This window comes from Bradyrhizobium sp. JHI2711 (assembly GCF_056156565.1).
This window is the reverse complement of the sequence record NZ_JBPZPT010000004.1, coordinates 256686-274174: the sequence shown is the minus strand read 5'-3', so window position 1 is coordinate 274174 and position 17489 is coordinate 256686. Positions and strand designations below refer to the sequence as shown.

16 protein-coding genes are annotated in these 17489 nt (G+C 66.0%); 7 read left to right on the top strand and 9 right to left on the bottom strand.

From position 1 onward, the window contains the following. Window positions 1-9 precede the first annotated feature (9 nt). From ACTEK7_RS28740 to ACTEK7_RS28730, 3 genes are all read right to left on the bottom strand, one after another. Window positions 10-1128, bottom strand: a complete 1119-nt coding sequence (locus tag ACTEK7_RS28740) for a DUF2336 domain-containing protein (RefSeq protein ID WP_036006551.1) — start codon at window positions 1126-1128, stop codon at window positions 10-12. Window positions 1129-1462: 334 nt separating this feature from the next. Then, window positions 1463-5152 carry an AsmA family protein gene (locus tag ACTEK7_RS28735; RefSeq protein ID WP_225147808.1) on the bottom strand — a complete coding sequence of 1230 codons (3690 nt, stop codon included), beginning with the start codon at window positions 5150-5152 and terminating at the stop codon, window positions 1463-1465. A gap of 134 nt (window positions 5153-5286) precedes the next feature. Next, on the bottom strand, window positions 5287-6516 hold the full coding sequence (locus tag ACTEK7_RS28730; protein ID WP_225147809.1) for a cytochrome P450: 1230 nt from the start codon (window positions 6514-6516) through the stop codon (window positions 5287-5289). A 130-nt stretch (window positions 6517-6646) separates the two neighbouring features. Here ACTEK7_RS28730 and ACTEK7_RS28725 point away from each other — a divergent pair, with 130 nt between their 5' ends. Beyond that, window positions 6647-7258, top strand: a complete 612-nt coding sequence (locus ACTEK7_RS28725; protein WP_225147810.1) for a TetR/AcrR family transcriptional regulator — start codon at window positions 6647-6649, stop codon at window positions 7256-7258. Window positions 7259-7436: 178 nt separating this feature from the next. On the opposite strand, the gene ACTEK7_RS28720 is transcribed toward ACTEK7_RS28725, so the two are convergent. Beyond that, complete coding sequence (locus ACTEK7_RS28720; protein WP_063822466.1) at window positions 7437-7763, bottom strand: hypothetical protein; 327 nt, start codon at window positions 7761-7763, stop codon at window positions 7437-7439. Window positions 7764-8134: 371 nt separating this feature from the next. On the opposite strand from ACTEK7_RS28720, the gene ACTEK7_RS28715 reads away from it, so the two are divergent. The 3 genes from ACTEK7_RS28715 (at window position 8135) to ACTEK7_RS28705 (ending at window position 9043) form a co-directional block, all read left to right on the top strand. Next, window positions 8135-8401, top strand: coding sequence for a hypothetical protein (locus tag ACTEK7_RS28715; RefSeq protein ID WP_225147811.1), 267 nt, complete (start codon window positions 8135-8137; stop codon window positions 8399-8401). Continuing rightward, entirely contained in the window at window positions 8394-8690 is a 297-nt protein-coding gene (locus ACTEK7_RS28710) for a hypothetical protein (RefSeq protein ID WP_225147812.1), read from the top strand. The genes ACTEK7_RS28715 and ACTEK7_RS28710 overlap by 8 nt, the downstream gene beginning before the upstream one ends. Window positions 8691-8764: 74 nt before the next feature. After that, on the top strand, window positions 8765-9043 hold the full coding sequence (locus tag ACTEK7_RS28705; RefSeq protein WP_036006513.1) for a DUF1488 family protein: 279 nt from the start codon (window positions 8765-8767) through the stop codon (window positions 9041-9043). 47 nt (window positions 9044-9090) lie between these two features. Here the strand turns inward: ACTEK7_RS28705 and rpsU are convergent, their stop codons facing one another. Then, on the bottom strand, window positions 9091-9366 hold the full coding sequence (gene rpsU / locus ACTEK7_RS28700) for a 30S ribosomal protein S21 (RefSeq protein WP_025038058.1): 276 nt from the start codon (window positions 9364-9366) through the stop codon (window positions 9091-9093). 132 nt (window positions 9367-9498) lie between these two features. Further along, window positions 9499-9825: a hypothetical protein gene (locus tag ACTEK7_RS28695; RefSeq protein ID WP_225147813.1), complete on the bottom strand. Its 327-nt coding sequence runs from the start codon at window positions 9823-9825 to the stop codon at window positions 9499-9501. On the opposite strand from ACTEK7_RS28695, the gene ACTEK7_RS28690 reads away from it, so the two are divergent. The 3 genes from ACTEK7_RS28690 (at window position 9806) to ACTEK7_RS28680 (ending at window position 10627) form a co-directional block, all read left to right on the top strand. Next, window positions 9806-10015, top strand: coding sequence for a cold-shock protein (locus ACTEK7_RS28690; RefSeq protein WP_036006545.1), 210 nt, complete (start codon window positions 9806-9808; stop codon window positions 10013-10015). The genes ACTEK7_RS28695 and ACTEK7_RS28690 overlap by 20 nt on opposite strands. A gap of 96 nt (window positions 10016-10111) precedes the next feature. Then, on the top strand, window positions 10112-10354 hold the full coding sequence (locus ACTEK7_RS28685) for a transcriptional regulator (RefSeq protein WP_225114925.1): 243 nt from the start codon (window positions 10112-10114) through the stop codon (window positions 10352-10354). 51 nt (window positions 10355-10405) lie between these two features. Continuing rightward, window positions 10406-10627 carry a hypothetical protein gene (locus tag ACTEK7_RS28680; RefSeq protein WP_225147814.1) on the top strand — a complete coding sequence of 74 codons (222 nt, stop codon included), beginning with the start codon at window positions 10406-10408 and terminating at the stop codon, window positions 10625-10627. A gap of 52 nt (window positions 10628-10679) precedes the next feature. Here ACTEK7_RS28680 and ACTEK7_RS28675 read toward each other — a convergent pair whose 3' ends face one another. The 3 genes from ACTEK7_RS28675 to ACTEK7_RS28665 form a co-directional block, all read right to left on the bottom strand. After that, window positions 10680-13262, bottom strand: coding sequence for an EAL domain-containing protein (locus ACTEK7_RS28675; RefSeq protein ID WP_225147815.1), 2583 nt, complete (start codon window positions 13260-13262; stop codon window positions 10680-10682). 156 nt (window positions 13263-13418) lie between these two features. Then, window positions 13419-14714, bottom strand: coding sequence for an MFS transporter (locus ACTEK7_RS28670; RefSeq protein ID WP_225147896.1), 1296 nt, complete (start codon window positions 14712-14714; stop codon window positions 13419-13421). An 88-nt stretch (window positions 14715-14802) separates the two neighbouring features. Further along, window positions 14803-17232: a bifunctional diguanylate cyclase/phosphodiesterase gene (locus tag ACTEK7_RS28665; protein WP_225147816.1), complete on the bottom strand. Its 2430-nt coding sequence runs from the start codon at window positions 17230-17232 to the stop codon at window positions 14803-14805. Window positions 17233-17489: the final 257 nt, after the last annotated feature.

The following is a 17489-nucleotide window of genomic DNA, read 5'->3' as shown; positions in this document are numbered from 1 at the left end:
GTGGACCTGTCAGTGGACTTGAAGTTCGGGCTGACGGCCCGCATCGGCACCCGCGCCGGTCTTGCGCGACTGGTAGAACTTCAGAATACTGCGCGACGTCTCGATCTTGAGCCGGCCGTACTCGCGCTCGTTGTCCTGGAGCTCGCGCGCCGTGATCAGATGATCCTTGGCGCCGAGGAACAACAGCGACATCGTCGTGTCCCAGGAGAAGTCGAGCGCCTTGCACAGCACCAGGATCATTTCGCGGTTGCGGTCCATCAACGCGCGCTCGATCACGTCGACCGGCAGCGCCGACAGCAGCGACAGGCCGATCTGCACCTCGTCGAAGCGGTGCTGGCGGGCGTAGTTCGAGATCGAATCCTGGTTGAGATTGCCCTGGCGATACTGCGTCGTGACCACGCGCTTGGCGACGAAATAGCTGCGCGAGGACGGGCCGAACTTGGACTGGAGATCGCCGGTGACCTCGGTGACCGAGCTCTGGATCTGCGACATCATCTCGGGCCGCTCGGTCTCGAGGCGGCGGCGGACGTCTTCGGAGGCTTTCGCGATCAGCTGCTGGAAGATGTGACGCGGCACGTCCTTGCGCAGGCCGAGCTGCTCGGCAAGGATCGAATCGCCCTCGGCGCGGCGGACCATGTGCAAGAGACCCGAGCCGGAGAAGCGCGCGCCCTCGTTCCTGGCGACCGAAGTCACGACCTCCTGGTTGCCGCGCTTGACCAGCACGTCGGTCACGGCTTCGCCGATCGACTGGCGCTGCGAGATCGCCAGCAGATGCGCCTGGCCCTTGGTCATGGCGCTCTGGACCAGCATCTTCTCGTCGATGCGGTTGGAATCGCGCAGCACGGGACCGGCAACCGCGATCTCGTCGTCGAGGGCGAGCCTTTCGATGACGTTGAGCGGGGCGTGATCGCAGGCCGACATCACTTCGGAGAGCTGCGCGCGCGCTGCCACCTCGATCTCGTCGGCGAGCCGGCCGATCACCTCGCCGAACATGCTGATCTCGTCGTCGCTGTAGCGGCCGGTGATCAGGATGTCGGTCGCATGCCATAATGCGCGTGACCGGCTTTCGTCGGTGCCGCGCGCGATCGCGTCGTCCAGATCCTGCAGAAGCGATTTCGCCCCGTTCATCTCGATCACCCCAGTTCTTGGCAGCCCGTTGGCGAGCCGTCCCGCCGCTCGCGGCGCGACGCCGAATTCCTCTGGGAACCTACGCTAGAGATGAAACGCGAGAATTCAGTAAAGTCGGCAAATCAGTTTTGCCGACGAAAATTCCGTCAAATGCGAGGGAATGGATTTACTGTTGTGCAAGAGCCGAGAAGCTTTGGGCACTGAAACCTCTCCGCGTCATGGCCGGGCTTGTCCCGGCCATCCACGCCTTGCCGCATGGCACAAAGAACGTGGATGCCCGGGACAAGCCCTGGCATGACGAGCATCGGCAACGGAGCGCTTTAGATAGCGCCGTCTACGGATTCTGCGGCGTCAGCACAAGCGGCGGCTTCGGCCTGGGCTTGGCGGGCGGCGGGCCCGGGGCGGGCTTCACGTCGATGGCCGGAGGGAGCGGCGCGAGCTGCTGGCTCGCGAGCGGCGGGCTCGTCAGTGAAGGGCTTGTCAGTGAGGGGCTTGGCGCGGCGGGCGCGGCCTGCGGAGCTTTCGGGGTCGGCGCCACCCTGGGCTTTGCCGGCGCGCGGCGCGGGTCCTGGCCCGGCAGCGGCACGTTGGGTGGCGCCTGCTCGGTCGCTATCTCCGGGGACACCAGCGTCGGCAGCGCAGCTGTGGCCGGCGGCGGCTCGCCGCGCTCGATGGCGTCGAGCCGCCGCGTCTCGCGATCGATCGTGCGCACCGCAAGCCATGACGACAGCGGTGCGAGGTCGACGGTACGGCTCAGCCTGTCGGGCGGGCCTGCCGCAAACAGCTGGATCTCGGGCGGGGCGCCGGAAAGCCCGGTCATGATCGGCGTCAGGCTGGCGCGGATGTCGGCCTGGTCCGCCGGAATGTCGTAGCCGCCGGAGACGATGGCGCGGGCGTTCTTCGCTTCCAGCGGCGTTGCGCCGATGCGCAGGCGGCCGTCGCGGATCGTGAACGGAATCTGCGCCGAGGGCACCGCGATGCGCCCCGCCGACAGCGCGGGCTCGACGAGCTGCCGCAGCCGGTTGTCGTCATTGACCTGGCCGCCGTCGCTGGCGCGGATGGCGATCTCGAACGCACGCGGATTGAGGCCGGCGATCTCGGCGGATTCGAGCGTCACCGTGCCGTTCCCGGCGAGCGCACCGGTCAAGGCCGCGACGCTGCGGCCCTGGCTGGTCAGCGCCATCTGCACCGAGGCGCGCCCCTTGGGCAGGGCGAGGTCGCGATAGCGCAGCGCCGCCGCATCGACGTTGCTGAGCTCGATGCGCGCGTTCAGCGCAAGCCCACCCGCGCCATTGCGCGCGTCCAGGCTTGCGGACATGTCGCCGCCGCCGACGCCGCCCTTGAGCGCATCGAATGCGAGCGACTGGCCGTCGCTCCGGATCGTGCCGCCGAAGGGGCGGAGCTCGATGCCGCCGGGCAACGTTCCGCGTAAGGCCTGGAAGGCGATGCGGCCGCGCCAGCCGCTGACCAATCCTGCGCTGAGCGGCTCGCCCGACTCACGACCGGCTGCGCCGACGGCGATTGCGAGCGCCGGCGCCAGATCGAGCGAGTCGAGACCTACCTCGCCGTCGATGCTCTTGTCCTGATCGAGCGTCACCGAAACATGGCCGCGCAGATGCGAGCCCGCGGCATTGCCGTCGAGATCGCCGAAGGTCAGGCGATTGCCGGAGAGCGTGAGGCGGGAGGACAGGCTGACGTTCTGCGCCGACTTGCCGGCCGGGCTGGTCCCGAGCAGCGGCGCCAGATTGGCGTTGCGCACGCGCAGGTTCACGCTCGCCTTCGGTTCGAACGATTTGGGCTCGAACGATTTGGGTTCGGACGGTTTGGACTCCGACCATTCGACGCTGCCTTGCGCGTCGGCATCGAGCCCGCCGCCGCTGAGCTTTGCGTTCAATTGCGAGGGACGGCGCCAGGCTCCGCTCAACCGTCCTTCGAATTGCGAGGCGCCCTCGCCCGCGGCCACGATGCGGTCGAGCCCCAGCAGTGCCAACAAGGCGCCGGCTTGCGGCGCCGCCACTTTCGCGTCCAGCGTGAAGTCGCTGTTGCGCAGGCGTTCGAGGTCGATACCGCCGATGGCGGCCGCCGGCGTCTGCGCGGCCAGGGTCGCCGTGGTCTTGAGCTGCGGTGCGTCGAGGTCGAGCACGAAGCGGGCATTGCTGCGATCGGCATGCTCGGCGTTCTTGTCGAGGCTGAGATCGAGCTTGAGACGGGTCGCGCCGGGCAAGGACGGGAGCGCATCGAGGCGCGCGCGCAGCGCGGGCGCGAACGGCTCGACCAGCGCGGTGAGCTCGCGCAGCGAATTGGCCGAGGATTTCAGCGCGAGCTTACCGGTCGTCTTGGTGCGGTCGAAGCTGCCGCTCGCCTCCGAGGTCACGCCGCCGCCCTGGCCGAAGCGCAGCTGCTCCAGCGACAGCGACGCCGGGCTGTAGGCGAGCCTGGCTGCGAACGGCCGCAGCTCCTGGCCGGCGGAGATCGCGCGGCCAATATCGAGCGAGAGCTTTGCCTCTTCCGGCCATTCGCCTTGCGGCCCCGCCAGCGCGCGCACGAAGCTCGTGGCGGCATCGAGGTCGAGCCGGTCGGCCCTGAGGTCCGCATCGATCCGCGAGCCGTTGCTCGCGCCTGTCTGCACGAAGACGATGCGGCCTTCGATCGCGCCGCCATCGATGTCGGCCTTCAGCCTGTCGATGGCGAGATGATTGGCTGCGATGGTGACGTCGCCCGCGAGACGCAGCGGCCGCGTGCTGCGGCGGGTGATCTCGCTGCGGCCCTGCAGCCAGGCCACCAGCGTGTCGGGATCCGGGGATTCAACGCTGAGCCGGCCGCTGAAACTGTCGGCGCCGGGAGCCGCGCCATTGAGCGAGACCTGCGTCATGCCCGGCGCGCGCAGCTCCAGCCGCCGGAAGGTCCAGGACCGGCCGTCGGTCGCAAGCTCGGTCGCGATGTTCTGGAGCGGACGGCCGCCGAGCATGATCTGATCGGCATTGAACTCGATCTGGGCAGGGATCGGCACCTGCGGGATCGCCGCCAGCCCTGCGCGCAGCGCCGGCAGGACGCGCTGCGGATCGGCATCATCCTTGGCGGTCAGCCTGTCGGCATCGACCTGCCGCGCCGACAGCACCGCGCGCAGCAAGGGCGATGCGCCAAACCTGAGATCGCCGACGCCGCCGAGCTTCAGCGCGGTGTCCTCCGGGCCGAAGCTCGCGTCGATCTGCTCGAATTTCGCGCCGGCCGGATCGGCCTTGAGCCTGGTCGCCAGCTTCCAGGGCGTCGGCCCCGCCTCGCCCGCCTTCCTGGCCGCGGGCACGGCGAGGGTCAGCGCGCCCTCGAATTTCGGCTGGCGATTGTCGAAGGCGAGCACGCCCTCGAGATCGGCGAGGATGGCGCGCTCGCCGGGATCGATGTTGAGGTGGAGACGGGTGGCGCTGCCGTCGGCGCTGGGGCCGGAGGAGACGCGGAACGGGTAGCGCACGCCGCGCGCGGTGAAGCTGCCGTCGCCCCGCACCGAGCCTGCGAGCGAGCGCACATCGCCGGAGAAGGCGATATCGTTCAATTCCAGCGTCGAGCGGCTGGCGGCATCGTGCAAGGCGATGCGGCCGGTGAGGTTCAGCCGCTCGATGGCGAGGGAGGCCAGGTTGAAGGTGCCGCTCGCGGTGGAGGGCAAATCGACCCGTCCGCGCGCGTCCAGACCAAGATCGACCGCCATGCCGCCGACCGAAAGCTCGGTGGCGCGCCATTCGCCGCGCATCAGGGAGCCGAGGCTGAACTCGACATCGAGCTTGTCGGCGCGCAGGCGGCCGAGATCGTTGTTGCCGCCGAAGGTGACGCCGCGCAGCCGCAGCGTCGGCGCCGGCAACAGCCGCGCATCGAGCTCGCCCGCCACCCGCACCGGCACGCCGATGATCTTGCCGGCCTCCGCCTCGAACTGGGGCCTGAACTGGTTCCAGTCGATGTAGTAAGGCCCGATCAGCGCGGCCAGCAGCGCAATGATGAAGGCAATCGCCAATCCGAGCAGCGTCGTCTGCACGGGTCTCCCCTCGGCCAAACCGGCCTGGGCCGAAGCTGAGAGCCTCAGGCGCGCCGGAACAGCCCCTTATATAGGGGGAAGTATGGCGAAGTCACAGCGACTGTTGCGCGCGGAGGTTAACGCTGAGCGCCCCCTCACCAGCTCGCCGGCAGCCGCCTCAGCCCGCGCAGCACGAAGGTCGGCCGCCATTCCGGGGTCTCGATGTCGTCGATGCGCAAATCCGGCAGCCGCCGCAGCAGCGTGGCGATGGCGATCTCGGCCTCGATCCGCGCCAATTGGGCCCCCAGGCAGAAATGGATGCCGCCGCCGAACGACAGCGGCTTGACGTTCGCCCGGGTGACGTCCAGCCGGTCGGGCCTGTCGGGGTAGACCGCGCCATCGCGGTTGGCCGAGCCGAGCAGGCACAGCACGGTCTCGCCCTTGGGGATCGTCACGCCGCCGAGGTCCTCGATCTCCTCCAGCGTGACGCGCCCGGTCATCTGCACCGAGGAATCATAGCGCAGGAACTCCTCGATCGCGTTCGTCATCAGCTCCGGTTTCGCTTTCAGGAGCGCAAGCTGATCCGGGTTGCGGTGGAGCGCGAGCAGGCCGTTGCCGATCAGGTTGACCGTGGTCTCGTGGCCTGCGCCGAACAGCAGGATGATGTTGGCGGTCAGCTCCTCGTTGGTGAGCTTGTTGCCGTCCTCCTCGGCCTGCACCAGCTGGGTGATGAGGTCGTCGCCGGGATTGTTGCGGCGCAGCTCGAACAGCTGCTGGAAATACATCTGCGCCATCAGGTTGGCGGCGTTGCCCTGGCGGATCTCCTCCGGCGAGAGCGGCACGGGGTCGAGCAGCCGTCCGCCGTCGCGCGAGCTCTTGTAGAACACTTCGCGATGCTCCTCGGGGATGCCGAGCATGTCGCAGATGATGGTGACGGGCAGGCGGAAGGCGAAATCCTCGATCAGGTCCATGTGGCCGCGCTCGATCACGGCATCGATCGCCTGGTCGACGATCTCCTGGATCCGCGGCCGCATGTCCTCGACCCGGCGGGCGGTGAAGGCCTTCACGACCAGGCCGCGCAGGCGGGTGTGGTCCGGCGGATCGGCTTGCAGCATCCAGTAGCTCATGCTGCGAAACACCGGCTCCTTCATGATCTCCGGGCCGTAGCGGCGCGTGGTGCGCTCGACGAAATCCTTGCCGAAGCGCTTGTCACGCAGCACGAGGCTGACGTCGGCGTGACGGCTGGCGACGTATTGGCCGAACGGCGTCACATGGATCGGATCGACCGTGCGCAGCCGTTCATAGTGCGGATAGGGATCGCGGATGAAATCCGGCGAGAGCGGGTTGAACAGCGGTCCGCCAGCGGGTTGCACTTGCTCGTTCATGGTGACCTCGGATCGATTGCCGCACGACACGCATACGCAAGGCTGCCCCATCGCCCGGCGTAACCATCCCTGTAAATTATCAACTCGATACATTGTTGTATCGAGTTGCATTCTGCCCTAAGCTGCGCCGATGTCAAGGGTGAGAACCAGGCCGACCAGGGACGACACACGCGAGGCGCTGTTCGAGGCGGCCGCGCGCGTGTTCGAGGCGGACGGCATCGGCGGCGCCAGCATCGAGGCGATCGCGGCGGCGGCGGGCTTCACCCGCGGCGCGTTCTATTCGAACTTCAAGAGCAAGGACGAATTGATCATCGCCATGCTCGAGGACCATGTCGCGCAGTCGATCCGGCGCAACATGGACATCCTGGCGCAGCACGACAATCTCGACGACTTCATCGCGGCGTTGAAGACGATGGACCGCAGCCGCCAGGATCCGCTCGGCCGCTCGCCCCTGCTGCACATGGAGATGATCCTGTTCGTGGCGCGGGCCGAAAAGCGCCGCCCGGAGCTCGCCAAACGCCTGCGCGCGCGGCGCAAGCTGGTCGCCGACATCATCGAGGCGACATCGAAGAGCAACGGGCGCAACGTCAATCTGAACCCGCCCTGGATCGCCTCCGTCGTGCTCGCGCTGGAAGACGGCTTTCGCCTGCACCGGCTGATCGACCCCGAGACGACACCGGCCGACAGTTTCCTGCGCGCGATCACGGATCTCCGGCGCAGGACGGGATTGGCCCCGGCCTAGCGCAGCACCGACTGTCTCCACAGCGTCATGGCCGGGCTTGTCCCGGCCATGACGCCTTTCTACGCACCACAAAGAACGTGGATGCCCGGGACAAGCCCGGGCATGACGACCTCTGCAAAGTTCAAATGCGATTGCCTTGCTTGGGCTGTTTCACCGCCTGCTCGGCGGCAGCTCCTCCCTACTTCTTCTTTGCAGGTCCGAAATCCGGTTGCCAGGCGGCCTCCTTGCGGGACGGGGCCGCGGCGATCACCTTGGCCTTTTCCTTCTTCGGCTTCTTGGCTTCGCGGTTGCCACGTTGCTGGCCCTTTGCCATGTCGCTTTCCCTTGCTGGTTTGAGTTCGTCGAATTCATTCGGCTGCAGGACACGGCCGCGCGGAGTGCAGACCCTGACGTCCATGTAGCCCTCGCGCAGCAGCTTTTCCGCCAGACGCAGCGCGACCGTCGCAGTTCCGCGGCCGAGATTGGAGCTGCCGTATTCGTTGGTGCCGCTGACCAGATACGGCACGCGTGTTGTCCTAGCCATTGAGCACCGCAGCGGCGCACACGAGAAGCAGAAGAAACAGCGGAACGATCACCGGCGGCACGATCCATTCCGAGATGCGAACACGCGACATCGAACGCTCCCGCGAAGCCTTCGGCGGGAGCACACGTGACCCTCAGTCACCGGTCGATGCCGTTGAGAAGCGCGGTGATGGCAACGAGCCTACGCTCACGCCGAACCAATAGCGAGCAGTAAATGCGTCGCGGGCCAGCCTCGCTCCGTGGCAATAGCGTTTGTCGGTGCGCAGACGATAGTGCTGGCTATTGGCGCGCCAAAGGCGCATGGTCGTAGCAGCCGGCACCGGTTGGGGCTTCACTTGCGAAAGGCAGGCGTGCATGACCATCCGCTCGCGGCGAGAGACCGTCATCTTCAGGCATCCCTTCCAAATCCGCGGCATCGCGCGCATCTTGCCGGCGGGCACCTACGAGGTCGTCACGGATGAGGAGACGATCGACGGCTTGACTTTCGCCGCCTATCGCCGAATTGCCACCATGATCACTGTGCCCGCCGAGGGCGCGCGCGGTACCATGGAGGTACTGTCGATCGGCTCTGTCGATCTTGCGAATGCGCAAGCAGCGGACGCGAGCATCGTCAATGAATGACCGGCCGGTCGATCTCGACAAGCACCGTGGCATGGCCGCGCAGAAGGCCACCGACCTGCGCCGCGCGCTGGCCGAGGTCGAAGCCCATGTCAGGGAGTTGCGCGAGCGCGAGGCCGATCTCGAGCACCGCATGATGACGGTGCCCGCTGCGTCCTGGCAGGAGGCCGCGGTGAAGGCGCGCCATCTGCTCAACCTCTATGCTGCGAGTCTCCCGGCAGAGGACACGCGCCACCGCGCGCTCGTGTCGGCGCTGTTCGACGATTTCGCACGGCTGTCCGGGGACGGCTGAGCCGAGCGACGGCCGCCTGTATTCTACGCGCGTGTCGGCGCGAGCCAGGAAGCCGACGTGCAATGGAGTGGGCCATGACACTGACGAGCGGCCGCTTTATCGGCCATGAATACGAGCGGATGATCGTACGGTTCTCGATGCATGACGGCGCCAGGGAGATTCCTTGCGCGATTTCGACCTCCGCGATGGACGATCTCGAGCGGGGCCCGCAAGTCAGGCCCGAGCAGCGGGAAGCCCAATTCGCCCGTCTGCGGGATCGCATCGAAGCATGCGCTGCGAACAAGTATCGCGCCACAGAATTCGAAGGTACCCCGCCCGGCATCGTGCTGCGAGGCATCGATTTCAGTCGATAGGATCTCGGCCCAAGCAAGACAGCCTGCGACCGGAAAGCAGATCGTTGCTATTCCGGCCTTGCCTTGATCTCCGGCAAGGGCGGCTTGCGCTCGAAAGGTTTCTTTTTCGGCGGCGCGGGCAGCAATCCTTCCCTGATCGCCTGCTTGCGAGCGAGTTTGCGGGCGCGGCGAATGGCCTCGGACTTCTCGCGCGTCTTTCTCTCCGACGGCTTTTCGTAGGACCGTCGCTGCTTCATCTCCCGGAAGACGCCCTCGCGCTGCATCTTCTTCTTGAGAACGCGCAGTGCCTGCTCAACATTGTTGTCTCTGACGAGTACGTGCAATTGATCCTCCTGGCTCCAGGCTGCGAATGCGACACGTCCTGCAGGGCAGCCAATTGCGCAGGAGCTTCATTGCTATGTGTGAGGGGATGGGCCGCGACATTGGTCGCGGCTTCGGACGAGCCGATCTGCTTGTCACAGCGAGCAGCTTGGTGGCGTCACGTGACCATTGTCGTGCTGCGCTGTCAATCGATTACACCTTTGCTCGCGGATCGACTGACACACGCACAGCGCCACGATCGGAACAGAAGAACCATTTCGCAGAAAACAAATTGGCTTTGCTCCTTGCAAATGCGTGAAAATCATATATATTCCGCTTGTTCGATTAGCCGCTGTGCCTTGTTGAATGCGCCCGCGGGCTCCTTTTCCAAAGACATCGACGAAGTTGAAGGTAACCGCGCGATCGTCGCGCGGGATGCGCTCGCGCGCTTTGGAGAAGACAATGACGACAGGTACGGTCAAGTGGTTTAACGGCCAAAAGGGCTTCGGTTTCATCCAGCCAAACGACGGTGGCAACGATGTGTTCGTTCACATCAGCGCCGTTGAAAGGGCTGGGCTTGCCGGTCTCGGCGAAGGCCAACAGGTCAACTTCGAGATCAAGACCGACAAGATGCGAGGCAAAGCCAGCGCCGAGAACCTCTCGCTGGCTTGAGATCGTTGCGCCGTTTCACGGATGTACTGAAACGGTCGCTTTGCCCGCTCAATCCCTGGATTGAGCGGGTTTAGTCTTTGCGGATCCGGGTGAACGATGAGCAGCAAGAAGCCGGCAGAGCCGTCACCCGAAAGCATTACACGTTCCGATCGCAAGCGCCTGGCCGCCGAAGAGGGCGCGCGGGCATTGGCGGACGTGGAAAGGCAAGCCATCGAGGTTCGCAAGAACATGGCGCGACTTCGAGAGGCGCGCCAGGCGAGGGAAGCGGCCGATGAAGCTCTTCGATCGACTTTGCCGGTGCCTAAGCTCAAGAAGCGGACAAGGAAGTTGGCGCGATAGCCGTCTTCAACGCCGCCTGCGAAATCTGAAGTGCCGATCCCATGCCGGAGAGTGCAGATCGTGCCTCGCATAAAGCCAGATCACGGAACCATCACATTCTTTCTCGCGTCCGGCGCAAATCGGCAGATTTGCCGGCTTGCAACGACATTCAACACGCAGAAGCAGGCCTTCAGCTATCTACAGAAGCATCGCGCGGAGTTCGAGCGCATGGCGCGGGCGCGCCTGGCTTCAGGAGAGCTCGAGGAAGGCATTGTCGTGCTTTCGATGCTCTAGCGAAGCCCGTTCTGCCGCCGGTCGCTGATGCGTTCCTACCGCTCAAAGGCGGCTACGCCGACTGCTTCACGGCAACCTTGTCCGCCACAAGGTCCAGCCGCCCCAGCATCGCCCTCGCCTGCTCGGCGCAATGCTCGATCAGCCAGCGCTCGAAGGCGACCGGCGGCAGGGGCGGCGCGTAGAGGAAGCCCTGGACGATGTCGCAGCCTAGCTCGGCCAGCGTCTTGCGCTGCCCCTCGGTCTCGACCCCCTCGGCGACCACGCTCATGCCGAGGCCCTGGCCGACGCGGACCATGGCGGTGGCGATCGCGAGCGCGCCCGCGTCCTGCTCGATGTCGCGCATGAAACTGCGGTCGATCTTGAGCTCGCGGATCGGCAGATGCGCTAGCCGGCTGAGGCTGGAATAGCCGGTGCCGAAATCGTCCACCGAGAGGCCGACGCCGAGCTCGCGGATCGCGTTCATCGTCTCCAGCGCCGCGGCGCCGTCCTGCATGAACGCGCCTTCGGTGATCTCCAGCATCAGCGCATCCGGCGGCAGATCGTGCTCGGCCAGGATGTCCTTGAGCCGCGCGGCCAGCGTGACGTTGCGGAAATTGATCGGCGACAGATTGACCGAGACGCAGGGGATGTTGAGCCCGGCGCGGCGCCAGCTCGCCATCTGACGGCAGGCCTCGCGCACGGACCACATACCGATCTGCTCGATCAGCCCGCATTCCTCGGCGAGCGGGATGAACTTTGCCGGCGAGACGTCGCCGAGCACGGCATCGCGCCAGCGCGCGAGCGCCTCGACGCCGTGGATCGCACCGTCGCAGCTGCGAATCTGCGGCTGATAGCTGAGGCTCAGCACACCTTCCGCGACGGCGCGGCGCAACGCCGCGATCAGCGCCAGCCGCTGCTCCGCGAGCACGTTCATCTCGGCACTGAAGAGGCGATGCGTCGAGCGTCCGGCCTGCTTGGCCATGTACATGGCGGCGTCCGCCTGCTGCATCAATGTGTCGATGTCGGTGGCGTGATCCGGATAGAGGCTGATTCCGATGCTGGCGGACATCGGCATCAGCTTCGATCCGAGCCGCAACGGTGCGGACAGGGCCTCGGTGATCCCGGCCGCGATGCGCTCAGCGGCCTCGGCATTGCGTTGCGGCAGCAGGATGACGAACTCGTCGCCGCCGAGCCGTCCCAGCATGTCGTCGGGACCGATCTGCTCGCGCAGGCGCTGCGCGAGCAGGATCAAGAGCTCGTCGCCGGCGGCGTGGCCGAGCGTGTCGTTGACGTCCTTGAAATGATCGACGTCAAGGAAGGCGAGCGCGACATGGCCTCCGGTCGGACAGGCATTGATCGCGGTCGTGATCAGGTGGCGCAGCTGCGCGCGGTTCGGCAGGCCGGTGAGCATGTCGTGATAGGCGAGCCGCGCGATTTCGGCGCGCGCCTCCTTGCGCTCGATCGCGAACGCGCCGAGGTTGACGCAGGCATCGACGATCTGGCGGTGCCATCGGCTCGGCGCCCGCGGTTCGCGATAATAGAAGCCGAAGGTGCCGATGACCCGGCCGTCCTTGGCCTTGATCGGCGTCGACCAGCAGGCGCGCAAGCCCACTTCGAGCGGCCGCGCCTTGTAGGGCTGCCAGCGCGGATCGGCATCGATGTCGGCGACCAGAACCGGAATGCCGTAGAAGGCTCCGGTTCCGCACGTGCCGACCTCGGGACCGATCGCGATGCCGTCGAGCGAACGGGAATAGTCCTCGGGCAAGCTCGGGCCGCCCAGCGGATGGAGCAAGCCGGCGGCATCGACGTGCAGCAGCGAGCAGACGACGCCGGGCGCGATCTGCTCGACGCGGCGGCACAGCCGATCGGCAATCTCGGTGATCGGCGCCTCGTCGGCGAGCGCCGCCATGATCAGTTGCTGCAGCGAGCGCAGCTGCCGGGATTCGGTGATGTCCTCGAGTAGCGCAAAGATGTGCTTGACCTGGCCTTTCTTGTCGCGGAAGGCGTCGATCCGGGCAGAGACCCAGATCTCCTCACCAGCCCTGTCGTAGACGAGCACCTCGGCCTCGTCGCGCTGGCCGCCATGCATCAGCCGCTTGACGAGCTTCGCAATCGCCTTGCGATCGGTGTGACGGCCGGCAATGAGCTCACCGGCGCGGCGGCCTTCGGCCTCCTCGCTGGTATAGCCGAACAGCGCCGTGAACGCGGAATTGACGTAGACGATGTTCTGCTCGACGTCAGTGATGATCACCACGCGGTTGGTCTGGTCGGAGACCGCGTGGAGAAGTGCGATCCTGGCGCGGCGTTCGGCATCGAGGGTGACGTCGCGCGCGAACACGATGTGATGGGTCGCGCCGTCGACCGTCGCCGACGACATCGCGATCTGCGCCTTGATACGGCTGCCGTCGTGCCGCGCGAGGCTGATCTCCTCGCGGAAATCCGCGGTCGCACCGGCGCTTAGGCATTTGAGGGTGAGGACGGCGGCATCGCAGCCGAGCACCTCGGCGGCGGCGAGCTTCCAGATCCGCTCCGCGGCGGGGTTGAAGTGGGTGATGCGATGCGCCTCATCGACGATGACGATGCCGTCGTCGGCGCGCTCGAGCGCGGCGCGCAGCACGTCAGGAATTTCTGTCGCAAGGTGATCGGAGGCGGACATCGTCGGGACCAGCGGCATCGGGAAATGCGGCAATCGGCGAGAGGTTAATGCTCCGATGGTGTCCAAGACGTTTTTGCAGTTCCGTCGCGCCGCGCCAAGAGGCGGCATGATTAACGCTCCGCGAAAATGCCGAAGGTATCTTGAAGCGTACCGGACCTATTCGGATGCCGTTTTGAGCTTGTGCAGCCGGCCGGCCACGGCCCGCACCTTGCCCGGCGCCGCCCGCCAGATCGCAAGCGCCGACACCCCGCTCACGACCATGGCGAGGGCGAAAGCGAGCGTGTAGTCGCCGGCGCGATCATAGAGAACGCCGGTCAGCCACGGTCCGGCCGCACCGCCCGCCAGCGCCGCGAGCATGATCGTGCCGAAGATGCTGCCCTGGTGCCTGCCCTGGAAGATCTCGAACACCACCGCGCCCATGATCGAGGTGAGGCCGTAGCCGAGCGCGCCTTGCGTGAACACCATCAGATAAACCAGCCAGAGCGAAGCCTGATATTTCAGCGCGATCAGCGCGGCGAAGCAGATGACGAAACCCGCACAACTAATCGCCCACACCCACTCCCTGCCGATGCGGTCGGAGACGTGCCCCAGCACGATCTGGCCGGGAATGCCGAGCAGGCTAACCATTCCGAGCGCCCACACCGCAACGCCGGGGCTGAAGCCGACATCGAGCAGGAATTTGGTCTGGTGCACCTGCACCGCATACCAGATGTACAGGCCGCAGAAATAGCCGAGCCCGATCCACCAGAACCGCGCGGTCGCGACGGCGCGCCGCAGCGTCCAGTCGGTGTTGACCCAGACGTGATCGACCACGTTGGAGACCGGGCTTGCCGCGCCTGCGGCGGGGGCGGCATCGCCGTCCGGCTGGAGCCCGATGTCCTCCGGGCGCTTGTGCAGCAGCAGGTTGATCGGCGCCAGCGCGATCAGGACGAGCAGGCCCATCGCGGTGCAGGCGGTGCGCCAGCCGGTCTGCTCGATCATGTGCTGCGCCCATGGCAGCAGCGTCACCGAGCCGATACCGACGCCGGCGAAAGCGATGCCGATGGCGAAGCCGCGCTTGCGGATGAACCAGTTCGGCAGGAACAGCGACTGGCCGGAATAGCCGAGACAGACGCTGCCGGCACCGACCATGACGCCGATGGTGACATAGAGGTGCCACGGCGCGCTGGTCAGCGGCGCCAGCAAAAGGCCGCCGCCCATCAGCACGACCCCGAGCTCCATCACCGCGCGCGGACCCGCGCGGTCCATCAGGCGGCCGATCAGCGGGCTGACCACGCCCGACACCAAGAAGCCGAAGGAGAAGGCGCCCGCCGTGACGCCGCGCTCCCAGCCGAACTCGGAGATGATGGGTGGAAAGAACAGCGAAAAGGCGGTGCGCGCGTTGACGCCGATCGCCATGGTGACGAAGGTCACGGCGACGACGATCCAGCCGTAGAAGAACGGAAGCCGCATGTTGTATGCTTGTTTCATCCCTAGACGGTTCTTCGGACCATCCGGGGATGTCCGGGTCAAGCGCTTTTCGCGCATGCCTCGGGCGCGCTCAGGCGGCGTCGAGCCGTGAGGATTTGACCGGCGCGTCGAACAGGATCCGCTCGATCGGATGCGGCCGGCCGAACAGATAGCCTTGCGCAAAATTGACGCCGAGCGCCTTCAGCCGGTCGAACTCCTCGCGCGTCTCGACGCCTTCGGCCGTGACCGACATGTCCAGTCCGCGCGCCAGCGTCACGATCGAGGAGATGATGGCGGAAGAGCGCGGCTGCTGGGTCAGATTGCGAATGAACGACTTGTCGATCTTGATCTTGTCGAACGGGAACGCGGTCAGGTAGCTGAGCGAGGAATAGCCGGTGCCAAAATCATCGAGCGCGAGCTCGACCCCGAGCTGCTTCAGCCGCTCCATGAAGGCATGATTCTCGCTGCCGCGCTCCAGCAGCACGGATTCCGTGATCTCGATCTCGAGCCGCTGCGGCGGCAGGCCGGAATCGGCGAGCGCCGCGCAGATCATGTCGAACAGCTCGGCTTCCTTGAACTGGATCGGCGAAAGATTGACGGCGATCATGAGATCGGCAGGCCAGCCGGCTGCGTCCGCGCAGGCGCGCCGCAGCACGAATTCGCCGAGCGGCACGATCAGCCCGGTCTCCTCCGCAAGCGCAATGAACTGGTCCGGAGGGATCAGGCCGCGCGTCGGATGCCGCCAGCGCACCAGCGCCTCGAAGCCGCGTCGTTCGCCGCTGAGGGCATCGACGAACGGCTGGTAGTGCACCTCCAGCTGGCAGCGCGCGATGGCGTCGCGCAGATCTCCTTCCAGCGTGTTGCGGGCCTCCAGCTCGGCCGACATCGCCTCATCATAAACGGTGAAGCAGTTGCGGCCGGCCGATTTCGAACGGTAGAGCGCGAGATCCGCTTTCTTCAGGAGCTGCTCCTGATCGCTGCCATGATCCGGCGCGATCGCGATGCCGATGCTGGTGCCGATCTCGACACGGTGTCCGGGCAGCAGGAACGGCTCGCTCACGAGCTTGGCGATCCGTGCCGCCAGATCGGTCGAGCAGGCGCGCTGGTGCTCGCCGGCTTGCTGGATGATGGCGAATTCGTCGCCGCCGAGCCGCGCCAGCACGTCGTTGGCGCGCAGTGCGGATTTCAGCCGCTGCGCCACCTGGCGCAGCAGCGCATCGCCGGCCGCGTGGCCGAGGGAATCGTTGACGTTCTTGAAGCGATCGAGGTCGAGCATCAGGATCGCGAAGGGCTCGCCCCTCACGCTCAACTTGCCGTTCATCTCGTCGAGCCGGGTGAGGAAAAAGGCGCGGTTCGGCAATCCCGTGAGGATGTCGGTCTGGGCAAGCTCGAGCACGCGCCGGTTCGCCAGCGACAGCCGCCGCGAATTGCGGCTGGCGAGCATCAGATAGGTCGACAGCGACAGCGTCAGCAGCATGCCGACGACGAGGACCGCAACCGCGCGGTCGTAAGTCGTCGCCAGCGGACCGCCGGCGGTCGGAACCGCCCGCACCTGCCAATCGGTGTCGCCGATCTTGAGACTGCCCGACCAGTGCAGGGTCCGCGCGATGTCCCGCATCGACCGCAGCGCCGAGGCGGCCGACGCATAATCCGGCAGCATCTGCTCGAGGCTGACGATCTGCGCCGTGTACGGCGGGAAGACCGTCAGGCTGACCGCGGGGCTGGCTCCGGTGGTCACGCGGATAGACTGGATCAGCAGCGGCAGGTCGAAGACGCCGACCACGACGCCGGCGATATTGCGGCGCCGGTCCGCGATCTCCTCGCGCGAGGTTCCCTTGGCGTAGACGGGAACGACGACGAGGACATAGGACGGCCGGTCGCTGTCCTTCGGCCCGAACAGGCGCGTGCGCATGGCTGCGACGCGATCGTTGTCGCGCGCGCGCTCCAGCACCGCCCGTCGCTCCGGAACGGTCGTGTAGTCCATGCCGTAAACCGACGAGGTCTTCGGCTGCGTCGAGTAGAACACCGGAAAATATTCGTCACTCTGCGGCGCGATGACGAAGCTCTCGCCCTGCAGCGCCTTGATGTGATAGCTCGACACACCGTCCCGGATCGCCGCGGCCTCGTAATCCGCGCGCTCCTTGCGGTTGATCCGCGGCAACCAGGAGATGCGCAGCATGCCGGGGTGACGCTCGAACAGGCGGGCGCTGAAGGTCTCGAATTCGCTGCGGGTGACTTCTTCGTTGGTCGATTCGAACAACGTGCGCAGCGCGAGAAGTCTCGATATGTACTCGTTCATGCCGTTCTGCAGGACGATCGCCTGGGTCTCGGCTGCGTTCTCGAACTCGATCCTGTTGACGCGATCTTCCCACCGTGCGACGGCGGCAGCGCCCACGATCGAGAACAGCAGGCCGACGCCGACCGCGACGAGCGCAGGACGATAGAGCCCGAGCAGCGGCGCGGCACGCCACCATCCGCCTCTACGTCTCCGATCCTGATCGTTCTGATCGCGACCGCCCATCTTGAAGCCGCCGTCCCCTGTCCGCGACGAACCGAACCTCTGGTTGAGGTGCCAGTGCCGCTATCGGAACAAGACGGCGGTTAAGAAGTGCACAATTTCGGAAACCAGTCGTACCGCAATGCGGAAATTAGTTAACGAAGTGCACGAGCGATCCCGGCTTTCTCGACATAAGTTGCCGGTTTTCCCCGGTGTAATACGGCCTCTCTGCGCCGTGGCGCTTAGCGAGCTATTCAGCCTCGCAAGGCTATGTTGCGCAA

What these genes read in the sequence shown, in the direction of transcription:
- ACTEK7_RS28740 (WP_036006551.1), bottom strand. Translation starts at nt 1,128, where the DNA reads ATGAACGGGGCGAAATCGCTTCTGCAGGATCTGGACGACGCGATCGCG.
- ACTEK7_RS28730 (WP_225147809.1), bottom strand. Translation starts at nt 6,516, where the DNA reads ATGAACGAGCAAGTGCAACCCGCTGGCGGACCGCTGTTCAACCCGCTC.
- ACTEK7_RS28725 (WP_225147810.1), top strand. Translation starts at nt 6,647, where the DNA reads ATGTCAAGGGTGAGAACCAGGCCGACCAGGGACGACACACGCGAGGCG.
- ACTEK7_RS28715 (WP_225147811.1), top strand. Translation starts at nt 8,135, where the DNA reads ATGACCATCCGCTCGCGGCGAGAGACCGTCATCTTCAGGCATCCCTTC.
- ACTEK7_RS28710 (WP_225147812.1), top strand. Translation starts at nt 8,394, where the DNA reads ATGAATGACCGGCCGGTCGATCTCGACAAGCACCGTGGCATGGCCGCG.
- ACTEK7_RS28705 (WP_036006513.1), top strand. Translation starts at nt 8,765, where the DNA reads ATGACACTGACGAGCGGCCGCTTTATCGGCCATGAATACGAGCGGATG.
- ACTEK7_RS28690 (WP_036006545.1), top strand. Translation starts at nt 9,806, where the DNA reads ATGACGACAGGTACGGTCAAGTGGTTTAACGGCCAAAAGGGCTTCGGT.
- ACTEK7_RS28685 (WP_225114925.1), top strand. Translation starts at nt 10,112, where the DNA reads ATGAGCAGCAAGAAGCCGGCAGAGCCGTCACCCGAAAGCATTACACGT.
- ACTEK7_RS28675 (WP_225147815.1), bottom strand. Translation starts at nt 13,262, where the DNA reads ATGTCCGCCTCCGATCACCTTGCGACAGAAATTCCTGACGTGCTGCGC.
- ACTEK7_RS28670 (WP_225147896.1), bottom strand. Translation starts at nt 14,714, where the DNA reads ATGCGGCTTCCGTTCTTCTACGGCTGGATCGTCGTCGCCGTGACCTTC.
- ACTEK7_RS28665 (WP_225147816.1), bottom strand. Translation starts at nt 17,232, where the DNA reads ATGGGCGGTCGCGATCAGAACGATCAGGATCGGAGACGTAGAGGCGGA.